The sequence below is a fragment of the Rhodococcus sp. SJ-3 genome (genome assembly GCF_051918125.1).
In the GTDB taxonomy this organism is placed as follows: Bacteria; Actinomycetota; Actinomycetes; order Mycobacteriales; family Mycobacteriaceae; genus Rhodococcus.
The window spans coordinates 4,165,528-4,188,237 of the sequence record NZ_CM123306.1; the positions used below are offsets into that span (position 1 = coordinate 4,165,528).

Annotated in this window: 12 protein-coding genes; 5 read left to right on the forward strand and 7 right to left on the reverse strand. The window is 63.8% G+C overall.

All coding sequences use genetic code 11. The annotated features are described in order from the left end of the window. Positions 1-51: 51 nt before the first annotated feature. Both ACTDXD_RS19420 and ACTDXD_RS19425 read right to left on the reverse strand, forming a co-directional pair. Complete coding sequence (locus tag ACTDXD_RS19420) at positions 52-1,155, reverse strand: enolase C-terminal domain-like protein (RefSeq protein ID WP_440123903.1); 1,104 nt, start codon at positions 1,153-1,155, stop codon at positions 52-54. 4 nt (positions 1,156-1,159) lie between these two features. Beyond that, a complete protein-coding gene (locus ACTDXD_RS19425) occupies positions 1,160-2,953 on the reverse strand; it encodes a thiamine pyrophosphate-requiring protein (protein ID WP_169689676.1) in 1,794 nt (597 codons plus the stop codon). 352 nt (positions 2,954-3,305) lie between these two features. On the opposite strand from ACTDXD_RS19425, the gene ACTDXD_RS19430 reads away from it, so the two are divergent. Together ACTDXD_RS19430 and ACTDXD_RS19435 are read left to right on the forward strand one after the other, a co-directional pair. Next, positions 3,306-5,060: a glycoside hydrolase family 15 protein gene (locus ACTDXD_RS19430; RefSeq protein WP_440123904.1), complete on the forward strand. Its 1,755-nt coding sequence runs from the start codon at positions 3,306-3,308 to the stop codon at positions 5,058-5,060. A gap of 63 nt (positions 5,061-5,123) precedes the next feature. Beyond that, entirely contained in the window at positions 5,124-6,149 is a 1,026-nt protein-coding gene (locus ACTDXD_RS19435) for an SDR family oxidoreductase (RefSeq protein WP_440123905.1), read from the forward strand. A gap of 28 nt (positions 6,150-6,177) precedes the next feature. Here ACTDXD_RS19435 and ACTDXD_RS19440 read toward each other — a convergent pair whose 3' ends face one another. The 3 genes from ACTDXD_RS19440 to ACTDXD_RS19450 all read right to left on the reverse strand — a co-directional run bounded on the left by ACTDXD_RS19440 (position 6,178) and on the right by ACTDXD_RS19450 (position 9,661). Then, positions 6,178-6,684: a MarR family transcriptional regulator gene (locus ACTDXD_RS19440; protein ID WP_440123906.1), complete on the reverse strand. Its 507-nt coding sequence runs from the start codon at positions 6,682-6,684 to the stop codon at positions 6,178-6,180. A 107-nt stretch (positions 6,685-6,791) separates the two neighbouring features. Next, positions 6,792-7,280, reverse strand: coding sequence for a hypothetical protein (locus tag ACTDXD_RS19445; protein ID WP_440123907.1), 489 nt, complete (start codon positions 7,278-7,280; stop codon positions 6,792-6,794). After that, on the reverse strand, positions 7,277-9,661 hold the full coding sequence (locus ACTDXD_RS19450; RefSeq protein WP_440127710.1) for a molybdopterin oxidoreductase family protein: 2,385 nt from the start codon (positions 9,659-9,661) through the stop codon (positions 7,277-7,279). The genes ACTDXD_RS19445 and ACTDXD_RS19450 overlap by 4 nt, the downstream gene beginning before the upstream one ends. 253 nt (positions 9,662-9,914) lie before the next feature. On the opposite strand from ACTDXD_RS19450, the gene ACTDXD_RS19455 reads away from it, so the two are divergent. Continuing rightward, positions 9,915-14,252, forward strand: a complete 4,338-nt coding sequence (locus ACTDXD_RS19455; RefSeq protein WP_440123908.1) for an AAA domain-containing protein — start codon at positions 9,915-9,917, stop codon at positions 14,250-14,252. 770 nt (positions 14,253-15,022) lie between these two features. On the opposite strand, the gene ACTDXD_RS19460 is transcribed toward ACTDXD_RS19455, so the two are convergent. Next, a complete protein-coding gene (locus ACTDXD_RS19460) occupies positions 15,023-15,466 on the reverse strand; it encodes a hypothetical protein (RefSeq protein WP_440123909.1) in 444 nt (147 codons plus the stop codon). After that, positions 15,444-16,448 carry a hypothetical protein gene (locus ACTDXD_RS19465; protein WP_440123910.1) on the reverse strand — a complete coding sequence of 335 codons (1,005 nt, stop codon included), beginning with the start codon at positions 16,446-16,448 and terminating at the stop codon, positions 15,444-15,446. Before ACTDXD_RS19465 ends, ACTDXD_RS19460 begins: the two co-directional genes overlap by 23 nt. An 890-nt stretch (positions 16,449-17,338) precedes the next feature. Here ACTDXD_RS19465 and ACTDXD_RS19470 point away from each other — a divergent pair. Both ACTDXD_RS19470 and ACTDXD_RS19475 read left to right on the forward strand, forming a co-directional pair. Beyond that, positions 17,339-18,588, forward strand: a protein-coding gene (locus tag ACTDXD_RS19470) for an IS3 family transposase (protein ID WP_440123911.1) whose coding sequence is annotated in 2 segments (ribosomal slippage) — positions 17,339-17,675 and positions 17,675-18,588 — 1,251 coding nt in all. Because the reading frame shifts where the segments join, the coding sequence is not laid out codon by codon here. A gap of 303 nt (positions 18,589-18,891) precedes the next feature. Continuing rightward, positions 18,892-22,431 carry a type ISP restriction/modification enzyme gene (locus tag ACTDXD_RS19475; protein WP_440123912.1) on the forward strand — a complete coding sequence of 1,180 codons (3,540 nt, stop codon included), beginning with the start codon at positions 18,892-18,894 and terminating at the stop codon, positions 22,429-22,431. The last annotated feature ends 279 nt before the right edge of the window (positions 22,432-22,710 follow it).

Here is a 22,710-nt window from a genome sequence, read left to right on the forward strand (position 1 = left end):
GAGCGTGTTCCAGCAGTGGATGACTCGGTCACGACGTTTCCTCCTGGCTGCTCACTGCACGCGAAAGCGTTCGACGTCGGCGTGGCGGAAGGTCAAGCCGTGGCCGGGTGCGTCGGGGTCGGGGCGGACGGATCCGCCGGTGGCGTCGAGGGTGCCGTCGAAGCACATCCCTTCGATCCGGACGTGGTCGTGGAACCATTCCAGGTGACGCACGTTGGCGGTCGCTGCCGCGACATGGGCGTGCAGGTGGGGTGCGCAGTGTCCGGACAGCTGGAGATTGTGCGCGGCAGCGACGGCGGCCACGTGGGTGAAGGCGGTGATACCGCCGCAGCGGGAGACGTCGGCCTGAAGGCAGTCGACTGCGCCTGCCGAGCACATGCGCTCGAAATAGTGCAGGGCATAGCCGTATTCACCGGCAGTGACGTCCGGGCGCACGGCGTCACGGACCTGCCGCAGGCCGTCGAGGTCGTCGGAGGAGACGGGTTCTTCGAACCATCGGACGTCGAACCGCTCTGCCCGGTCGATGATCCGGATGGCCTGCTTGCGTTGATAACCGCCGTTGGCGTCGACGTAGAGCTCGGTGTGGTCGCCGATCACGGTGCGGGCCTGCTCGATCCGCGCGAGATCGCGGTGCTCGTCGGCGCCGAAGGACTCTCCGATCTTGATCTTCACCCGCGGAATCGACTGCTCGTGCACCCAGTGTTCGAGTTGTGCGGTGAGCTGATCGGCGTCGTAGGTGGTGAATCCGCCTGAGCCGTAGACCGGCACCTGCTCGTGCACGGCGCCGAGGAGTCGGTGCAGCGGCAGGTCGAGGATGCGTGCTTTCAGATCCCACAACGCCACGTCGACCGCGGAGATCGCGCACGCAGCGATGCCCGGCCGTCCGGCGTTGCGGACCGACTTGCCCATGCGATCGTAGGTGCCGGCGATATCCAGCGCGCTGCGTCCACTTACCCGGTCGGCGAGGACGGACTCGACGACAGCGGCGGAGGCCGCAGGCGCGTAGGTCCAGCCGGTACCCACCCGGTCGGCTGCGCGGATCTGAACGAGGACGAGGGTCGTCGAATCCCAATCGAGGGTGCCGTCGGCCTCGGGCAGATCGGTGGGGATGGTGTAGGCGGCGGTGGATACCTCCCGTATCGGTGCGTCGAGCATCCGGTCAGCCGTTTCTGTGCGGCAGGAACTCCTGTGCCTTGGTCTTGATACCCGCCATGGTGAATCCCCAGCTGTCCTCGTCACCCGAGAGAACCGCCGTAGCGACGGACTTGAACTGCTCCCAGGTCGCGTGCGGCGGGATGGGCGGCATGTTCGGATCGGTGTGAACATCGAGGACGGTCGGACGATCGGCAGACAATGCCTTGTCCCACGCGCCGGCAAGCTGACCTGGATCGGTGATGGTCTCGGCGTGCAGTCCGAGGCTTGCGGCGAACCCGGCATAGTCGACATCCGGAAGCATCTGGGATTCCACGAATTTCGGAGCCCCCGACATCGCCCGCATCTCCCAGGTCACTTGGTTGAGATCGTTGTTGTGCAGAATCGCGATGATCAGCCGCGGGTCGTCCCACTCCTGCCAGTACCGTTTGACGGTGATCAGCTCGGCGAGCCCGTTCATCTGCATGGCCCCGTCTCCGGCGAACACGATCACCGGACGCGAAGGATGAGCGAATTTCGCGCCGATCCCGTACGGCACACCCGGTCCCATCGTGGCCAACGTTCCCGAGAGGGAACCGCGCATGCCCGGCCGGAACTTCAGTTGACGGGCATACCAATTGGCGGCCGACCCGGAGTCGGCGGTGACGATGACGTTCTCGGGCAACCGGGGTGAGAGCTCAGCGAACAAACGCAGTGGGTTGACGGGATCGGCGGCGACTTCCGCCTCCTTCGCCATCGTCTCCCACCACCGCGACACGTTCGATTCGATCTCCTCCTGCCACGCACGGTCCGTCTTGCGTTCCAACAACGGAATCAACGCTCGAAGCGCGCTTTTCGCGTCGGCGACCAGGTTGACCTCATTGGGGTAGCGCATGCCGATGAACCGGCCGTCGATGTCGATCTGCACGCCACGGGCCTGGTCGTACTCGGGCAGGAACTGCGTGTACGGGAACGACGAGCCGATCGTGAGGAGAGTGTCGCAGCCCATCATCAGCTCGTAGCTCGGCCGCGTGCCGAGCAGGCCGATCGAACCGGTGACCCAGGGCAATTCGTCCGAGAGCACGTCCTTGCCGAGAAGTGCCTTCGCGGCACCCGCCCCGAGGAGATCCGCGACCTGAGCGATCTCCTCGTCGGCGCCGCGCGCTCCCTGCCCCACCAGCAGGGCCACCTTCTTCCCGGCATTGAGGACCTCGGCGGCCCGTGCGACCGCGGCATCGTCGGGTGTGGTGGTCGGCCAGTCGATACCGATGCTCGACGGCACCATCTTGAACTCGTGGGTGGGGGCGGCGTACTCCAGTTCCTGGACATCGGCGGGGATGATCAGCGCGGTCGGCGCCCGCTGGCTCAGTGCCACTCGAATCGCCCGGTCGAGAACGTTCGGCAGTTGCTCGGGCACGGTCACCATCTGCACGTAGTCGCTGGCCACGTCCTTGTAGAGGCTGAGCAGATCGACTTCTTGCTGGTAGGAGCCGCCCATCGCGGTGCGGTTCGTCTGCCCCACGATCGCGACGACCGGGACGTGGTCGAGTTTGGCGTCGTAGAGGCCGTTGAGGAGATGGATCGCGCCGGGGCCGGAGGTAGCGATGCACACTCCGACGCGGCCGGTGAACTTCGCGTAGCCCACTGCCTCGAACGCGCTCATCTCCTCGTGCCGTGACTGGATGAACCGCGGTTGATTATCGGCTCGGCCCCAGGCGGCCATGATTCCGTTGATGCCGTCTCCTGCGTAGCCGAAGACGTGTTCGACTTCCCAGGCGCGTAACCGTTCCAACAGGTAGTCGGCAACGTTCTGACTGGCCATCGGATTGTGTCCTTCCCTCGGCTCACGGGCATTGTCCGATCACCGGACGATGCCATCGACGTGACGGAGCAGGGTGCGTGTTCGACGCGCAGCAGGGGCGAGACGTCTTTCTTCCATCATTACGCGCAAACGTTGCGGTAGCGCAAGGTCCCTGCGGCGTCGATTCGGTGACTGTCCGTCTTTGCCCGAATGCCCATCCCCGCGCCATTCAACCGTGAATTCTCATTTCGAATCTCGATGTTTGAACCATCTTCGTGCGGGAACACTGCCCACCACCCATGTAGTTGCGACCCCGCAATCATTGCGAATACGGGCCTAAGATTGACCACCTCGTCCGAGGGAGGCGAAATTCATGGCGCCCCACGAGTCCGGCTTCGGCGCCTCCTGGCCACCACACGTGCTTCGCGAGTACGCCCTGATCGCAGACGGGGAGCGGGGCGCCCTGATCGGCCCGCGCGGAGACTTCGCGTGGATGTGCGCACCGCGGTGGGATTCGGGCGCGGTGTTCAGTTCACTGCTCGGCGGACCCGGTGGATATCTCGTGTGCCCCGCGACCACGCGCTTCACCTGGGGCGGGCATTACGAGGAAGGGACGTTGATCTGGCGCAGCCGGTGGGTCACCACCACCGGCATCATCGAGTGCCGTGAAGCACTCGCGTTTCCGGGCGACCCGCACACGGCAGTGGTGCTTCGCCGGATCCTGGCGGTGGACGGCGAGGCGCGGGTTCAGGTCTCGTTGTCTGCCGACGCAGACTTCGGTGCCCACCCGATGCATCAGGTCGCGCACCGCGAAGACGTCAGGATGCTGCGCACCGGACCGCTCCACCTGCGGTGGACCGGAGGCCGCGGCGCCCATCTTCGGAACGGGCAACTGGAGACAGCGCTCGAGCTCCGGGAAGGCGAGCACCACGACCTCGTCCTCGAACTCAGCGACCGGCCGTTACCCGAACACCTCCTGGACCCGGACCAGCTGTGGCGGCAGACCGAACACGAATGGCACCGACGTGTTCCGCACATGGACGGGACGCTCGCCGACCGCGACGCCCGCCACGCCTGCGCGGTCCTGACGGGGATGACCAGCAGCTCGGGCGGGATGGTTGCCGCCGCGACCACCGCCCTACCCGAGCGTGCCGAACAGGGCCGCAACTACGACTACCGCTACTGCTGGATCCGCGACCAGTGCTACGCGGGTCATGCGGCTGCCGCAGGGGGCGCCGACTCGCTTCTGGACGCCTCCGTCGCCTTCATCGCCGAACGCCTACTCGACGACGGTCCGCAACTGAAACCCGCCTATACCGTCGGTGGAGGGCGAGTGCCCGACGAATCCACCCTCGACCTTCCCGGATATCCCGGCGCAGACGCACGCCTGGGGAACTGGGTCAACGAGCAATTCCAACTCGACTCGTTCGGCGAAGCTCTGCTTCTCTTCGCCGCCGCCGACCGTATCGGCCACCTCGGCAGTGAGCACTGGAAGGCCGTCGAGATCGCGACCGAAACCATCGAACAACGCTGGAACGAACCCGACGCCGGTATCTGGGAGCTCGACAACGCCGAGTGGGCGCACTCGCGTTTGACCTGCGCCGCCGGTCTGCGCGCCATCAGTGCGGTCGCTCCGGCCGCGCACTCTGTTCGCTGGGGTGCCCTCGCCGACGCTCTCGTCGCCGACACCGATGCCCGGTCGCTGCACCCGAGCGGGCGCTGGCAGCGCGCTCCCGGCGACGACCGCGTGGACGCGGCGCTGCTTCTGCCTGCGATCCGCGGTGGTGTTGCGGCCGACGACCCCCGCACACGGTTCACGCTGGATGCCGTGCGCGCCGATCTCGGCCGCGAAGGATACGTATACCGGTTCCAGCATCGGGGCCAGCCTCTCGCCGACGCCGAGGGCGCGTTCCTGCTGTGCGGTTTCGTCATGGCGCTGGCCGAACATCAGCAGGGCCACCATGTCGCGGCAGCGCGCTGGTTCGAACGCAACCGCGCCGCGTGCGGTTCGCCGGCCCTGTTCACCGAAGAGTTCGACATCGTCGAACGGCAGTTGCGCGGCAATCTACCGCAAGCGTTCGTTCATGCACTCTTGCTCGAATCGGCCCACCGCCTCGCCATAGCGTGATCGCTCACGTTCTACGCCAAAGCAACTCACAGTCCCAACTTCGCTCGTGACAAGGAGGCCGAGATGAATGCACCGCATTCGGAACAGGTTGTCGTGGTCACCGGCGCGTCGGGCGGGATCGGCCGCGCCGTCGCCCGCGCTTACGGCGCTCGCCGGGCCAAGGTGGCGCTGCTCGCCCGCGGAGAGACGGGGCTTGCGGGCGCGGTCGACGACGTCGAGGCAGCCGGAGGCCGCGCTCTCGCGATCCCCACCGACGTCGCCGACCCCGACCAGGTGGAGGCCGCTGCCGCAGAAGCCGAGCAGACGCTGGGACCCATCGACATCTGGGTGAACGTGGCTTTCACCTCCGTTTTCGCTCCCGTCAGCGAAATCAGCCCCGCCGAATTCCGGCGCGTCACCGAGGTGAGTTACCTCGGCTACGTCTACGCCACCCTGTCGGCACTGCGGCGGATGAAGTCCCGGAATCGCGGTGTGATCGTGCAGGTGGGCTCCGCGCTGGCCTATCGCGGTATCCCGCTGCAGAGCGCGTACTGCGGTTCCAAACACGCCATCCAGGGGTTTCACGAAGCGCTGCGTTGCGAACTGTTGCACGAGCGCAGCGGTGTCCAGGTGACGATGGTGCAGATGCCGGCGGTCAACACCCCGCAGTTCTCCTGGGTGCGGTCGAGGTTGCCGCACCACGCACAGCCCGTGCCGCCCATCTTCCAGCCCGAGGTCGCGGCGCGCGCAGTCCTCTACGCCGCCGATCATCCGCGCCGCCGCGAGTACTGGGTGGGTGCCAGCACTGCGGGCACCCTCGCTGCCAATGCAATTGCGCCCGGTGTGCTGGACAGGTATCTCGCCCGCACGGGATACGCCTCTCAGCAGACCGACACCCCACGCGATCCCGATCAGCCGGAGAACCTCTTCACGCCCGCCGACGGCGCGGGCGGCCGCGACTTCGGTGCGCACGGCATCTTCGATGATCGATCCCGCGACCACAGCGCACAACTGTGGGCGTCGCAGCACCACGGTGCCCTCGGTGTCGCGGCGAGTCTTGCGGCCGCGGCAGGCGCCGTCGCCGTGTTCGCCGGACGAAACCGGCGGTGATCCTCTACCCGCTGGGGGAACCGCGAGATCAGCGGTTCGGCGGCCACAGGAGGGTGAGCACGTCTCCGTCGAGCGGTTCACCCGCAGCGGCTGCGAAGCGGCGTAGCGCGACGGTGAGGGAGTCGCGGTCTTCGGGGGTCATGCGCCTCAGAACCGCTGAGATCGAGTCGCGTCGATGCGCGCTCACCTTCTCGACCAATGCTTTTCCCTCGGCGGTCAATGTCAGGTTCAAGTTGCGCCGATCCTCCGGTGCATCTCGCCGGTCCATCAAGCCCGCCTTGATGAGCCGGTCGACTGCGCGGCTGGCATTGGACGGATTGACTTCCAGTGCCTGCGCGACCGCCGCCAGATTCAGTGGTCCCCAGGTGTCGACCATCACCAGAATCCGCAAGTGCGGCACCGACACCACGTCTTCCACCTCGGCCACCGAGGCCGCCGCGATTCCCACCAGCGCACGCGACGCCCACAGCACGGCATCGACCTGAGCCGGGAAATCTTTTCCTCGGCCGGATCGTGGACGCTGCGTGGCGCTCATGTCCTGCATCTTTCCGCAGTCGATTGCGATGCCGCAACCATTGCGATGCGGGAGAAATGAGCCTGCCGAAGCGAGGTTGCGCACCGTTGTCCGCTGCTGTTCTGCGGTCAATCGGTGACAAGAGCTTGGGCCGAGATCTCCTTGAGCTTGGCGTTGGCCCAATGCAGTTGCCGCAGTGTTTGTGGATGACAGCGCTTCGCGGTAGAGAGCAGTTCTCGGTCGGCCATGGCCTGCGCGGTCTGAGCCAGGATTTCCCAGTCCAGGGAGACACCGGCCGCCATGCGGTGGACCTCGCGTAGGTCTCGCAGAAGCAACAGCGACGGAGCATGATGCCGCCCCATGAGTTCGCTTCCTTTCTGGCGCAGGGTGGCGACGATCCAGTTGTCGTCCTTGCCGTCGGCGTCGAGGTCGAGATCGTAATCCTTCCCGACCCGAGCAAGCTCATCGACGTGTTGCGCAGACCAGCGGGCGATGTCGCGGGCGACGTAGAAGATCTCGTGGTCCACCTTGTGGCGATCCGAGATCTGCATCAGCTGGTCGGCGAGATCGCTTTCGGAGCGATGCAATTCCCGGATGGCCAGCCCGACCTTGTTCATGATGTGCCTTCCCGCGCGTCGACGAACGTCTCCGAGGACGCTGCGTCCGCGCCGCCACTGGTGGCGGGAACTCCGACGGTTGTGGGTTTCGATGCGGTGGTGGTGGGGGCTGCGGACGCAGAGCCGTCTCCACTGCAAATCCGTGCGACCTTGGCGGCGCCGGTCTTGAACAGCGGTTGCTTCGAGGCGGGATCCCAGTCGGTGACGGTCAATTCGTTCGCCGCTCTACCGCCGGAATCCGGGGGCTCGTGCCCGGACGGGGTGTCCCAGTAGCCGTAGTGGAAGGGGAGGAACAACACCCCGGGACGAATGTTGCAGACTCGCAGCTTCGCGTCGACCTGCCCACGCGTGGTGGTGATGCGCAGCAGGTCTCCTTCGGACCAGCCGTGCCTGCCCGCATCCGAATCCGACATCTCCACCCACACTTCCGGAGCGGCATTCTGCAACTGGGGCGCCCGCCCGGTTTTGGTGCGCGTGTGGAAGTGATAGAGAGTGCGCCCGGTGGTGAGGAAATACGGGAACTCGTCGGAGACGGGTTCGTGCGACGGCAGATACTCACCGGCCTTGATGATCGCCTTCCCGAACGGATTCATCGCCTTGTACTCGGTCGGTTCGAGCGGCGCACCCGTCACCATGTCGCGACCGTAACTTTCGCAGTACTCGGGCGAACTCCAGAACGCGCCGTCGGCGTAGAGGCGCTCGGTGCCGTCGGGATGCTCGTCGTTGCACGGCCACTGGATACCGCTGCCGCCGCGCAGCCTGTCGTAGGTGATACCGGTGTAGTCGCAGGGGCGTCCGGCAGAGCACTGCTTCCACCCTTCGAAGGCGCCTTCGGGGGTGGACCATTTGATCAGCGGTTCACCGTCCTTGTCGCGGAGATCCAGCCGGTGGGCGTAGTCGAGGAAGATCTCCAGATCCGGGCGGGCCTGCCCCGGCGGCTCCACCGCCTTTTCCGACAGATGCACGGTGCGATCGGTGTTGGTGAACGTGCCGGTCTTCTCCCCCCAGGTGGCGGCAGGGAGCACCACGTCGGCGAGTTGGGCCGTCTCGGACATGAAGATGTCCTGCACCACCAGAAACAACCGATTCTGGGTGAGCAGGCTCCGGATTCGGGTCAGCTCCGGGAGTGAGACGGCCGGGTTGGTGCCGTTGACGTAGAGGAAGCGGATGGAGCCGTCCTCGACGTAGCGCATCATCTGCATCAGATGGGTCGGCGCTGTGTAGTGCGGTATCCGCATCGGATCGATGTTCCACACCCGCGCCAGTTCTTCCACGTGCGCATCGTTGGACCAGTTCCGGAACGCGGGCAGATCCCCGTCGGCACCGCACTCACGGGTGTTCTCGGCGGTGGGCTGCCCGTTCATCTGCAACACGCCGCATCCTGGCTTCCCCAGCATTCCGCGCAGCAGGTGAATGTTGTTGACCTGAACCGACGCCGCAGTTGCCTGATGTGCCTGGTAGAAACCCTGCAATACCGTCGACATCAACCGCTCGGACGTGCCGATCAGGCGCGCAGCGGCGCGAAGATCCTCGACCGGCACATCGCACACCTGCGCGGCTTCTTCGACCGGATAGTTCTCGAGCTGTTTCTTCAGCTCATCGAAGCCGACGGTGTGCTGGTCGAGGTAGTCGCGGTCGATCCAGTCGTTGCGGACGATCTCGTGCAGCAGACCGTTCATCAACATGACGTTGGTGCCCGGGCGTGGCGCCAGATGTACTGTCGCGGCACGCGCGACCGGAGTTTCCCGCGGGTCGACGCAGATGATCGCAGGCGGATTCGGTCCGGCCAGCCGATCGAGGATGCGCATCCAGAGCACCGTCTGGGTTTCGGCCATGTTGTGCCCATATAGGGCGATGACATCCGCGTGGTCGATATCGGTGTAGGAACCGGGCTGACCGTCGCACCCGAACGACTCCTTCAGCGCAGCCGCGGCAGTCGCAGTGCACAGGCGGGTGTTGCCGTCCATGTGGTTGGTGCCGATGCCGCCGTGCCCGATCAGCGCGAGCGTGTAGTACTCCTCAAGAAACAACTGTCCCGTCGTGTAGAAACCGACCGAGCTCGGCCCACGTTCGGCGAGCAACTCCTTCGTACGGCCGGCGACGGCCTCCATCGCCGTGTCCCAGTCGGTTTCCACCAGCTCGCCATTGCGCCTGATCAACGGGGCCGTTAGCCGGTCGGGCGAGTGATTCGCCTGCCATCCGTACAGATCCTTCGGGTCGACGCGGCCGTGGTTGACGCTGTCCACAGCGCGGCCGCGCACCCCGACGATGCGGCCGTCCTTGACGGCGAGATCCAGCCCGTCGCCGTTCGAATGCAGGATCGTCGCGGTCTGCGCCCACGTATCGACCTCGTCTTCGGTCACTCCCTCTGCGAGGTGCATATCGACGCGGGTGGGCCACCGCTCGCCGGGACCGTACGGGGTACGGGTACCCCAGGGTTGCCCGATTCTGTCCGTTGCCCAGACCACGCGGTACCCGAAGGGTAGGGGTCCAAACAGGGCGTCGCGGGGAGCGATCCGCGGGGCGCCTGCTGTCGCGAAGCGGGGGTGGGCATGAACATGTCGGGGAGAGTTCTTAAGGTTGGTCGTGCCCGCGCCGCCGACGGGCGGAAGTGGTGTCCGCAGAGTGAGGGGAGTGGGTGTGGAGTCGAGGGACAACGATCCTGAACTGAGGGATCGAGTACAACGCCTGCTCACCTTCCTGTCCGAGCTCGTCAAAGCGCGCAGCACCCCCGTCCGAGTGCTCGGCAAACACCGCGCCGTGATGTCCCTCGAGGAAGGCAACCTCGACATCGGACTGAGCGCCGCCGCCGCAGCAGGCGACGTCGTCCTCCGCGCACGACGTGTTCAACTCGAAGACCCGCCGCAACCTCCCGCGTCGGTCGCGAGGTATGTGCAGGGAGCCATCGACGACTCCGCCGTCGAACCCACTCTCGACCCGACCGCCACCGACGCCGTCGAACGTTTCGACAGCTGGCTCACCGAATGGCGAGTGTGGGCGGCCGTCGACCGTGAGCGTCGCCCCGCCTCGCACCTCTACACCTTCCTCCAGCGCGCGATGCTTGACCTCGAATCTCAACCCGAATCGCTCGAGCTCGTCCTCGCGTCGGGGCTGCTGCATCTGTCGGCCGAGGTCGCGGGGGAGCAGGTGCGCACGCACCTGATCACGCAGTCCACCTTCGTCGAACGACACGCGGCAACCGGCGACCTGCTGGTGCGGTTGAATCCCGACCTCGGCCCGTCGCTCGAAGACACTCAGCTCCTCACCGGGCTGGAGGTGTTCGACCCGTCCGGCACCCGCGACCTCCACGAATCCCTTGCTACCCAGGTTGCGTCGCCCGTGGATCCCGCAGCCCGCGGTTTTCTCAAAGGCTGGGCCGACCGCGCGCTCGTCGTGCCCGTCGACGTCGTCGACCACGCCGAGGACGCCTCGTCGCCCGACATGTTCCTCACACCGTCACCGTCGCTGGTGCTGCGCAAGCACGGCGCCTCAGCGCTCATCGAGTATTACAACCGTATGGCCGAGGCCGTTGCCGATGAGTCGAAGCCGGTGCCGCTCGGTCTGGCGCAGCTCGTCGAGGCGATCGAACCGGAAGAGCGTGTGGCCTGGCTCGACCACATCGGCAGGCCACCGGCGCTGTTCACCGGCGACCCGATGTTCCCGCTGCCCGCGAACGAAGAGCAGCGCGACATCGTCGATCGCCTCACCGGCGACAGTGGCGTCGTGGTCGAAGGACCGCCGGGCACCGGCAAGACCCACACCATCGCCAATATCGTCTCCGCGCTGCTCGCTCGCGGCCAGCGGGTGCTGGTCACCAGTGAGAAGGCCCAGGCGCTGCGCGTGCTCCGCGACAAGCTTCCGCCCGAACTGCAGGAGCTGTGCGTATCGGTGACCGACCCGGTGCAGGGCGGTTCGGCGGAGCTCACCCACAGCGTCAGCGAGATCGCCACGCGCAAAGCGCAATTCAACGCGCGGCGTGCACAAGAACGCATCGATGAACTGACGACGCAACGCGATGAGGCACTGAGCCGCCGGGCGATGTTGGTGGAACAGGTCCGGCAGGTCAGAGCGGAGGAGACGGTCGTGCAACCCGCCGTCGCCGCCGGCTACGAGGGCACAGCCGCGTCGATCGTCCGGCGAGTCCGCGCACAGGAATCGAAATACGAGTGGCTGCCCGCGCCTCTTCTCGCCGACGCTCCACCGCTGACCGTCGAGGAGGTCGTCACCCTTCACGGCCTCCACCAGCGGTCGAGTGTCGAGCGTGCACGGCGCAGGCACCAACTCTTCCCCGACCTGGCCCTCCCCACCCAGAGGGAGGTGCAGTACGCGTGCGCTGCAGTCGCGCAAGCGCCGAAGGACATCGGGAGCAACGCACTGCACGAGGTGCTGCGAATACTCGAGGGCGCGCCCCTCGACGCACTCGCACGCATCCGAGACCTGTGCGAACAGCTACAGGGCGCCCTGGAAGACGCAGATCGGCTCGACGCGCGAATTCAACGCGTGACCGACGACGTCCTGTCCGGGAAGGCACAGCACCTGTGGGGAAAGACCGCTGAACTCGCAGAACTCGTGCAGTCCGCGCAGTCCGCCGACCGCGCCGTCGGCGCCAGCTCGGTCGAGACGCCGGTGACAGGACCGCTCGCGCTGGAGGCGTACGACGCGCTGGCCCGCAAGCTCGAGGCCGGCGACACGTGGCGCAGCGGCTTCACGCGCTTCCGCAGGAGCGACGAGCAATCTGCAGTCGAGGCGCTTGGCGAGGTCGCCACCGTCGACGGCGTCGCGGCCACCACCGCCCACACGGCACGCATCGTTGCGGAACACTTGCGCGCGCTCGAAGCGATTCGGGTGGCGGGGATCGTCCTCCGCGATCTCGGTATCGATGTTGCGCTCGACGAGTCGCGCAGCCGCGCTGTCGGCACCTTGGCGTTCATCGACCGCGACCGCGGCATCGTCGACAACCTCGTCTCCCGCGTCGGGGCCGTCGAAACGGAAATGCGTCATATCCACCCCGGTGCGCCGCGGATCACGAGTATCGAACAAGCCCGGTCGGTTGCGGAGTCTGCGCGAGTGATCGCTGCAGCAGGCACTGCGGAAGCAAGCAAGACCTGGCTCGAATCCATCGGCATGGACGTGCGGGGCAAGACCGCAGGGGGAGCGTCACCAGAAGGACGCGCACTGGCACGGGCCTTCCACGACGCAGACTTCGAAGGCATCAATGCGGCGTTGGACGCGTGGGACCGCGCAGTCGGTGAACAGCGCGAAGAGCTCGAGCTCGTCTCGCTGCATGCGAAGCTGACCACCGCCGCACCGGCGCTCGCGCAGGCCATTGCAGAGAATCCGTTGAGTTTGGGCTGGCCTGTCCGTCTCGCGGACATCGAGGATGCGTGGGCGTGGCGTCGCGCAGATCAGTGGGCAAAAAAGTTCCACGAGCACAGCGACGACGGGCAATTCGAACGCGACCTCGACGCAGCCGAGCAAGACATCGCGCGTGCGACGACGCAGCTCCTCGCGGTGAAGGCGTGGAGCGCGTGCCTCGATCGCACCACCGCCGAGCAGGTCCAGGCCCTCCACTCGTACCGCGACCATGTCGCGAGCATCGGTAAGGGCACCGGCAGATACGCCGAGCGCTACCGGGCTGCGGCGAGAGAAGCCATGCAGGTCGCGCAAGGTGCGGTGCCCGCATGGGTGATGCCGTTGCAGCAGGTGTTGTCTTCGGTTCCGCCCGAACAGAATTCGTTCGACGTCGTCATCGTCGACGAAGCGAGCCAAGCGGACATCAGCAGCCTGTTCCTGCTGTGGCTGGCTCCGCGTGTGATCGTCGTCGGCGACGACAAGCAGTGCGCGCCCAGCGGGGTGTCGCTGGGTGCGCTCGACGGGGTATTCAGTCGTCTCGATTCGTACCTGCCCGACATCCCGAAGTATCTGCGCGACAGTTTCACTCCACGATCGAGCATGTTTTCGTTGCTGCGGTCGCGGTTCGGGAGCATCGTCCGTTTGCGGGAGCATTTCCGGTCGATGCCGGAGATCATCGCGTGGTCGAGCGAACAGTTCTACGCGGACGACCCGTTGGTTCCGTTGCGGCAGTACGGAGCCGACAGACTGCCGCCGCTGCGCACCACTCTCGTCGAGAATGGTGCTGTCGCAGGGCAGAATTCGTCGTTGACGAACCGAGCCGAAGCTCTCGAGCTTGTCACGACGCTAATGCAGTGCCTGCATGACAAGGCCTATGACGGGAAGACCTTCGGCGTGGTGGTGCTGCAAGGGCAGTCGCATGTCGACGTCATCCAGAACGAACTGCTGGCAAGGCTCACCCCGGAACAGTGGGAGCAGCGCAGGCTCCGCGTGGGCACACCGCCGGATTTTCAGGGCGACGAGCGGCACGTGATGTTCCTGTCGATGGTCGTGGCGCCCGAACAGAACATTGCGGCGATGACCAGGACGGAATACCAGCGACGGTTCAACGTTGCTGCGTCGCGGGCGCAGGATCAATTGTGGTTGTTCCATTCGCGCACGGCCGACACGCTGCGGCCGACGGACCTGCGTCATTCCCTGCTCACGTACATGCAGTCGGTGTCGCCGGCACCTGCCGAGCCGATGCCGGCCGGTGTGACGCGCAGCGAGCGGCACGAAACGTTCGGCAGCCTCTTCGAGCAGGCCGTGTTCCTCGACATCGCGTCGCGCGGGTATCACGTGAATCCGAGAGTCGACGTGAACGGATATTTCATCGACCTCGTGGTGACAGGTGCAGCAGGCAAGCTGGCGGTCGCGTGCGATGGCGATCAGTGGCACACCAACCCTGACCGGCAGCGCGCCGACATCGGACGCGAACGCGAACTACAGCGGAGCGGGTGGAGATTCTGGCGGGTGCGGGAATCGGAGTACTATCTCGACCCGGTCGCGGCGATGGAGGGGTTGTGGGATGAGCTCGAGCGGGGTGGAATCACGCATCAAGATCGTCGACAGAGCGGGTAGGTGAGCACCCTGGAACGAACCGCATCCGGCAGAGTCGCTGTTCGGTTCGAAAGGGCTGGCCGATTGGGCTCGCGGTGTGGGACGAGTTTGTTGTCGAGTGAGTGATTGGGTGTCTCTGCACCGACGTGAGGGCAGAGGATCGAGTCGCAGGTGACAGGGGACGTCACATGAAGTGACCCTTCATATTGTTGGAAATCATCCGAGGTCCTTGCAAGAATCGATGAACGGATTTCCAACTTGGACTGGCAGGGGATTGGCATGCTCCCACGACGTCTGGCCGAATTCAACCGACTCGTCACCAACCGCACCTATGGTCGACTCGCTGGCCACGTGCCGTGGATGGGGGTCGTCGTCCACCGGGGGCGAAAGTCGAACCGGGAGTACCGCACACCGGTCAATGTGTATCCATATGAGGGCGGGTACCGAATTTCACTCGACTACGGCCCTGGCTCCGATTGGGTTCGAAATGTGATCGCTCAGGGTGGGTGCTCTCTGACGGCTCGTGGAATGACGGTTGATCTCGTAGAGCCACAAGTCATTCACAACAGTGAAGCGACCTGGGCGCCTCCGGTGGTACGTCATGTTCTAGCGAAAGTGGGCTCAGGTTACTACCTGCAGCTACATCGCGTCGATTGAATGTTCGTGCGTGGATCGACATCCGCTTCATGTCGAATGCAGCAGGTCTGGGATTGCCGGCGCTCGCTGATCTGTCCGTTGCGCCAGTCGGCCATGAGTATCGACCGGTTGTACCGGTGGCTCATGCCCTTCCGTCAGAGATCCCACACCTGGTCGGGGTCGTCGAGTGCAGCGCGGATCTGGCTGAGGTCGCCGAGATCTGCGAGTGGGGACGTCTTGGCGATGTCTACGATTCCGCGAAGAACATCACTGATTGCTTGGGTGTTGTCCTGCTCCAATGCCTGGTCGAGTCGGGAGAACAGAGCATCGAAGTTTGCTCGTCGCTCAGCGAAGGACTGTTCGAAATAGCCCTTGAGGATCGATTCGGCGGTCTTGATGCGCTGGACCTCCGCGGAGGCGTAGGTGTGGAGTCGTGCTCGTTTCGTCTGTTCGACAGCGTGGATCTCGATGCACTCCTGCGCAGCGTTGACCAGTTGGGAGAGCGCGCCGAATCCGTCGACCGCCGAAATCGTGCGCTTCACGGAGCCCAGAACCTCCCCTTCGTGCACTTTTTGATCAGGCGTTTGATTGAGCGCCATTGTCTCCTCCTTCGGTCATCGGGCGGTAGCGGACAGTCAGATTCGCACTGTGCTCGGTCAGTTCGCCGTCCTCGTCGAGGATGGGAGTCGCGGCGATATCCTTGACCGCGACGGTCAGGGCCATGGCTTTCTGGAACTGCGATGCATGTACTCGGGGATCGAAGGGCTCCGACTCGAGCACGTCGAGTTCTGCGACGGCCTTGATTGTCAATGTGCTGAGGAGAGAAGATAATTCGTCGACCCGCTGATCGATAGCGGTCAGGAGAGTATCTGTGGTGCCCAACTCGGCATACGCGACGTCGATCTTGGCCTGGAACTCGGCGGCTTCGGTGAGCGCCTTCTGGCCCTGGCTCTTGATGACGAAACCGCCCATGAGAAGTGCTGGGCCGATCGTCACGACGTTCAGCACGGTAGCGCCGAGCGCAACCCCGCCGCCTCCTGCCGACAAAGCGCCTCCGCCGAGCCAGGCCATAGTGGCGCTCTGCGCGGCTGCGCCGGACAGTCCGGATATCGCAGCCCCCGTGCTCGCGACACCGAAGCTGGTGGCTGCCGCCGATACCGCGGACGCTGTGCCGACTCCGGTAGCTACCGAACCCACGGCTCCACTGATCCAACTGCCGAGATTCAGGTCGAGTCCGTCCGGTCCGTCGACATGGGAGATACCGGCATGGAGGCCGTCGGCCAGCAAGCGCTCATTCTCTCGGACCTGCTTCTCGTGCCGGCGGAGGAAATCACCCATTCTCAGCACGACGTCGACCAACGCCTGCTGTTGCTGATCGCCCAGCACCCCGAGATGTGCGTTGGTCTTCGCGACACGTTCTACGATCGCGTCGCGACGTTTGGTGTACTTCTCTCCGGCCTTCTGCAGCTGTTCCGAGGCCTTCTTGCGTTCGGTGATGCCTTTACCGCCCAACGCCAAGCCGCCACTGCCGGTGACTGCACCGATGGCAATCAGAGCGGCAGGTATCAGAGGTAGGACCATGTGCACTCCTTCGTGAGATCGCTAAGTGTGCCATCCGAGTCGGACAAATCAACCATGCGGTGGTGTTTACGACCCGGTAGTCGTACGACCCGAATCGGATGCGGCACCCCAGGAGTCGGAAACCGGGAGGCGCCACAAAGCCATGGAAGGCGAGGATTATGGCACAAGAAACGTCAGAAAAGTAATTCTAAAGACTATGTAACGAGTTCTGTCGGTCGTTCGATTGAAGGATCACCAACGCCGACACATACCGGGTACTCCGGTGGGGTGCTCGGTCCCGACGCAAGCCCCGAGAGTTGCCCGTGCAGTCATCGCCCGACCCGTTCGATTTCAGCGAGTATTCGACCTCGCGAGACGGCACGGACTCCTCCTTCACCGGTCCGAGACCGTCGTGGGGAAGTGAGACCCGGCCTTCGGTTCCGTGCCGGACCTGTTCGCTCCCACAGCCTCCGCGACGCCGTTCGCGGCTCCTGATTCCTTCGCGTCAACACAGGCCTCAGGTACTCTCTCGCAGGGAACGAGTCCCCTCGGCTGGGCGGTCACGGCTTGCTTCGCTGCCCTCGCCGGAGTGGTGTTGGCGGGGATTGCAGTGGCCGTCGGCCCGGTGGGTTTCGCAGTCGCGGGCCAGGACGGTTCCAGCCGGCTCTACGTCTCCCCAGGTTCGCCTTATGAGTGTTGCCTCAAGTCACCAGAGAAGCGCGAAATAACGCGATCGATGCGAGCACCAACTGTGACAGGCCCGCCACCTCGCACCCCGGTTTATAAGCAACCTTATGTCACCCTTTCATATAGGCGAGGTCGCTTGTCGCCTCTTCCATTCGGGGATAGCCCCTGAGTGGTGGACACGCTGAGACTGGCCCATACTGGGCCGGAGAATGCAGGACATCACCATGACCAAGAAGAAGTACTCGGATGAGTTCAAAGCCGATGCTGTCCGGCTGTACGAGACTCGCCCGGACGCGTCGTACTCGACGTTGGCCGCGGATCTGGGAGTCGCCCGGGGGTCGTTGAAGACATGGGTGCACCAGGCGCGGAAGAAGGCCGCGTCGGCGCAGCCCGAGGCCACGTCAGAGCGCGGGCCCTCCGAGACGCCGCAGGAACAACTCGCGCGCATGCAGGCCGAGATCGAGCAGATTCGGGCCCGCAACCAGGCTCTGGTCGCAGAAAACGACAAGCTCAGCGAGGAGCGAGACATTCTGCGCAAGGCCACGAAGTATTTCGCGGCAGAGACGAACTGGTGATCCGCTTCTGGTTCGTTGATGACCACCGGGACACTCATGAGGTGAAGCGGATGTGCACGGTGCTCGGCATCCACCGGTCGAGCTACTACAAGTGGCGAGCCGGAAAGGCGGCTCGCCTTGCCCGCCAGCAGGCCGATGCGGCGCTCGTCGACCGAATACGCGCCCACCACCAGGAATGGGACCACACCCTCGGTTACCGGCGGATGACCGCCGAACTGGCCGATGATGACCAGGTGCCGGGCACGGTGAACCACAAGCGGGTGGCACGGTTGATGCGACGCAACAACATTGTCGGCGTGCACCTGCGTAAACCGAAGAACACGACGATCAAAGATCCCAGGGCGCAGGTCTTCGGAGACCTGGTCAAACGCGATTTCACCGCTGCCGAGCCAGGGAGCGTTTTCGTCGGTGACATCACCTACCTTCCACACAGTGGCACCGGTGAGTTCCTCTACCTGGCGACGGTGATCGACGTGTGTTCCAAGCGCCTCGTCGGCTGGTCGATCGCAGATCACATGCGTACCGAACTCGTCGAGAACGCGCTCGACAACGCGGCCGCGGCACGAGGATCGCTGGAAGGAGCAATTTTCCATTCCGACCACGGACGGCAATTCACGTCCTCGGACTACCAGGCGACATGCCGCCGGCACGGCGTGTGGCAATCGATGGGCCGGATCGGATCGAGCGCCGACAACGCGATGGCCGAGTCCTTCAACGCGTCCTTGAAGCGGGAGACGCTTCAGGGCGCGAAACGGTGGGCCGACGAAACGCAGTGCCGCACCGAGGTGTTCCGCTGGATTACCCGCTACAACACTCGTAGAAGGCACTCGGCATTGCAGAACCGATCACCACTTGACTACGAAACCGACCGCATGTCTACCTTGGATCAGGCCGCCTAACGAACACACCCAAGTGTCCACTCTTCAGGGGCCACGCCCGACCTTCCGGCCACGCTAAGGTCGCTGCCTCGCAGCACCACGGCTGCAATCGAAACCGGTCACCCGATCTCGTTCGGGTTACTTGACGTGGGACTACACGGCCTTGCCGAAGCCCTGACCGCATCCCGCACCAATGCCACTGGCTGTTTTCTACCTCGTCTCCCCTGTGTAACCGAGGGGCATGCCCACGCGATAGCCCGGGGGCAGGCAGAATCACCTAACGGCGAGGCAAACCTACCTCCCGAGCAGATTGAAGATGGGAAGATGATGGCAGTCGACTCGATGGTTTTTGCCGATCTAGTAGCCAAGTTCGGTTCCGATACAAAGATGAAATTGTCGGGACCGGGAGAAAGAGAAGCGCAGCTGTCGGGCCCTGTCGCACAGTTCATCACTGACTTCGGCAGCGCAGCCGGAATGCGGATAACCACCCACAACGAGGTTTCTTTGGATGGAACCGTCCGACCGGACTTCGGGGTCATCGTTGACGGGGTGCTGACCGGGTTCATCGAGTTGAAGGCTCCCGGCGTATCCCTCGACCCGAGCACCTACAGCAAAAGCACTCACAACTACAGGCAGTGGCAGCGGCTGAAGGAGCTTCCTAACCTGCTGCACACCAACGGTATCGAGTGGCGGTTGTGGCGATATGGCGAACTTGTCGACCAGCCGATCCATCTGCACACACCCTCGCTAGTGAACACGCGGGGCCGACTAACGGCGCCAGGCAGCCTGGAACTGATCCTCTCAGGCTTCCTGCGTTGGAAGCCGATCCCCATCACCTCCGTCGCGAAACTCGTCGACACGCTTGCACCGCTCGCACGGATGCTGCGTGAGGAGGTCAAGTTAGCGATGACCGCTGAGCGTCGAGCGATCAAGGCCGGTGCCAACAAGGAAGTCCAGCCCTTCCTTGGGCTGGCTAAAGACTGGCGCGCAATGCTTTTCCCCCACGCTAAGGACGAAGAGTTCGCCGACGGATTCGCGCAAACCGTGGTGTTCGCACTCATGCTGGCAGTCAGCGACGGCATTGATGTCGGCTCGTCCACGCTGAACGAAGTGTCTAAGAAGCTCGAACATCACCACACCCTCATGGGCATGGCGCTGAATCTGCTCACCGAACACATCAATAAGACACCCGCCGGCACCGCGATTGAGATGATCGCTCGAATTCTTTCTGCGGTGCAGTGGGACAAGGTCTCGGGAGGTAAGGAAGACGTTTACCTCCACCTGTACGAGCACTTCCTGAGTGTCTACGACCCTGACAAGCGAAAAAAGACGGGCTCATACTACACCCCGGTCGAGGTAGTAGATTTCATGACCCGTTTCACTGATGACGTGCTCAAACAGTACTTCGGCAAGCGCGACGGCTTCCGCAATCCGCATGTCACCGTGGTTGACAGTTCGATGGGCACAGGCACCTACCCGCTGGGTGTCCTGAGGCATGTCGGAGACGCCGCCGAAGCTGAATACGGAAAGGGCGCACGGCCGGAGGCAGTTTCCAACATGGCCTCACGCCTGTACGGCATTGAGTTGCAGTCCGGGCCTTTTTCGGTGGCGGAACTGCGTCTGAGTGAAGCGATGAAGGCGGCCGGAGCTACGCTGCCTGATGACGGCATGAACATGTACGTCGCTGACACCCTTGAGGACCCTGATAGCGGCGGCGATAGCCAGCTCTCGTACACGATGAGACTGATTGCCCAGCAACGCCTCAAGGCCAACAAGATGAAGCGTGAGCTGAACGTTCAAGTCAGCATCGGCAACCCACCGTACCTCCGTGATACCCCAGTTGAGCTGGGGGGGTGGATCGCCAATGGTGTCGACGCGAATACCCACAAATCCCCGATCGACGCGTTTCGGTATCCGGGCAATGGGATTCTCGAGTGGCACCTGAACAACCTGTACGTCTGGTTCTGGCGATGGTCGACGTGGAAGGTATTCGAATCTACCGACCGTCCCGCTGTTCGAGACGGCGGCAATGGCGTCATCTGCTACATCACCGCGGCCGGATATCTCACCGGTCCGGGGTTCAAGGGAATGCGCAACTACCTGCGGCGCAGGGCATCCCACGGGTGGATCATCAACGTATCTCCAGAAGGCAAGCGACCCCCGGCCAAGAACACCATCTTCAACATCGAAACTCCCGTCGTAATCGCACTATTCGCTCGTGCCCCAGGAACCCGTGAAGACGTGCCTGCAGAGATCCGGTACATCAGCATTCACGGAAAGCGTGAAGAAAAGTACGCCCAGTTGGCCGATCTCACGTTCACAGATGAGCGATGGCGATTGACCCGGACAAACTGGATAGCACCGTTTACCCCGGCGGCCAGTGGGGTCTGGGATGACCATCCTGCCGCGGAGGATCTTCTGCCATGGGTGTCGCCCGGATGCTCAAGTAATCGATCTTGGGTGTACGGCGCTACCAGCGAGATCTTGGAGGAACGCCTACGGCACCTACTCAGCGTCGACGACGGTGAACAGAAGGCCGAGCTCATGCGCGCCAGCCGCGACTCGAATCTAGACAAGACAAAACCCCCCCTTCCGGGCATCGACACAGAGGCCGATTCGACCACCCCTCTGCGCATGGTGGCAATGGTTCCGGACCCGAAGATCGTGCGAGTCGGATATCGCTCGCTAGATCGGCAATACCTCCTTGCCGATTACCGCCTGCTTGATATGCCGCGGCCGGATCTATGGCGTGCCCGCATTCCTAGGCAGATCTACATCATCGAACCGCACTCTATCCATCCAGGACCAGGACCCGGCCTGAGCTTCAGTGCCCTCCTTCCCGACAACAATTGCTTCAACAATCGAGGCGGCCGCACACTGCCGATGCTTCACCCTGACGGCACCCCAAATCTGGCACGCGGACTGCTCACGGCACTGCGCGCCCGGATCAGGGGGGATATCTCTGGGGAGGAGATCACCTACTACATGGCCGGAGTCGTTTCGCACCCCGGATATGTAGAACGATTCAGCGACGAACTGCACACACCTGGTATTCGCGTTCCGATCACAGCCGACTCTGCCCTGTGGGACGAAGCAGTGGTCCTTGGCAAGCAGGTGGTCTGGCTGCACACCTACGGACAATGCGGAGCACACCCGGACGGCGCAACCGAAGTACGAGATCCGAATTTGTTCATCAACCGACCCGACTACACCGTCCCTGTCGGGAGGACCATGCCTAAAGACCTCAGCTACGACGAGATTACCGAGACACTCCAGGTCGGAGAAGGACAATGGTCTAATGTCACACGACCGGTGCGTGACTACACCATCGGTGGCCGGAACGTCATTGACTCCTGGTTCGGCTACCGCCGCGCGGCGAAACCCGGCCACTCGATCACCGGTGAGAAAGCACCCAGCAAGCGCAAGTCAGTCCTCGATTCGATCAATGTCACGATCTGGCCGAGTGAGTGGTCCAACGAGCTCAGCGAGCTTCTATGCGTCCTCACCCAACTCGTTGCGTTGGAGACCTCACAGCAAGATCTCCTGGAGCGGATTCTTATCGAGGAGGTGATCACACGCGACCAACTAGCCGATGCGGGCGTGAAGTGGCCGACGGTGAACAAGGACCGCAACCCACACTTGCCGCCGATGGGGGAGCGGGAAGCCCGGGCATTCTTCGCTGATATCAAGCATCCCGCTGCCGAACCAACCAAGTATCGGGCCGACCCCAGTTCGGAGGGCTGGGTCATGACGGAGTTGGCGCCTCAGTCAAAGGAGCCAGAACGTTGGCTCGTGGACTACACAGGACGGATCGAACAACTAGCCGGAGATCAATCCCCGAATCCGAATTTCGAGGCTCTTTGAATCATGACAAGTACTGGAGCCACCGTTCTCAGGGGTGTCACGACAATACGGTAACGGGGGCAGACCCCATCTCTGTCGTCTGCCATGAGGATGGGACCAGCGTGAGCTGATCTTGCCAGGGTGATGGGACCACCTGGATTGCCAGTTATGGGACCACCGGCGCGCCTTGCCGGTGGTCTCGTCGTTTGCTCGTTCGATCGTCTGTGACAGCTCAAGCGAGGTCGCGGAGGTCGACGGGCATGGCTTTTCGGGAGATCAGTGTGAACGAGATCAGAGAAG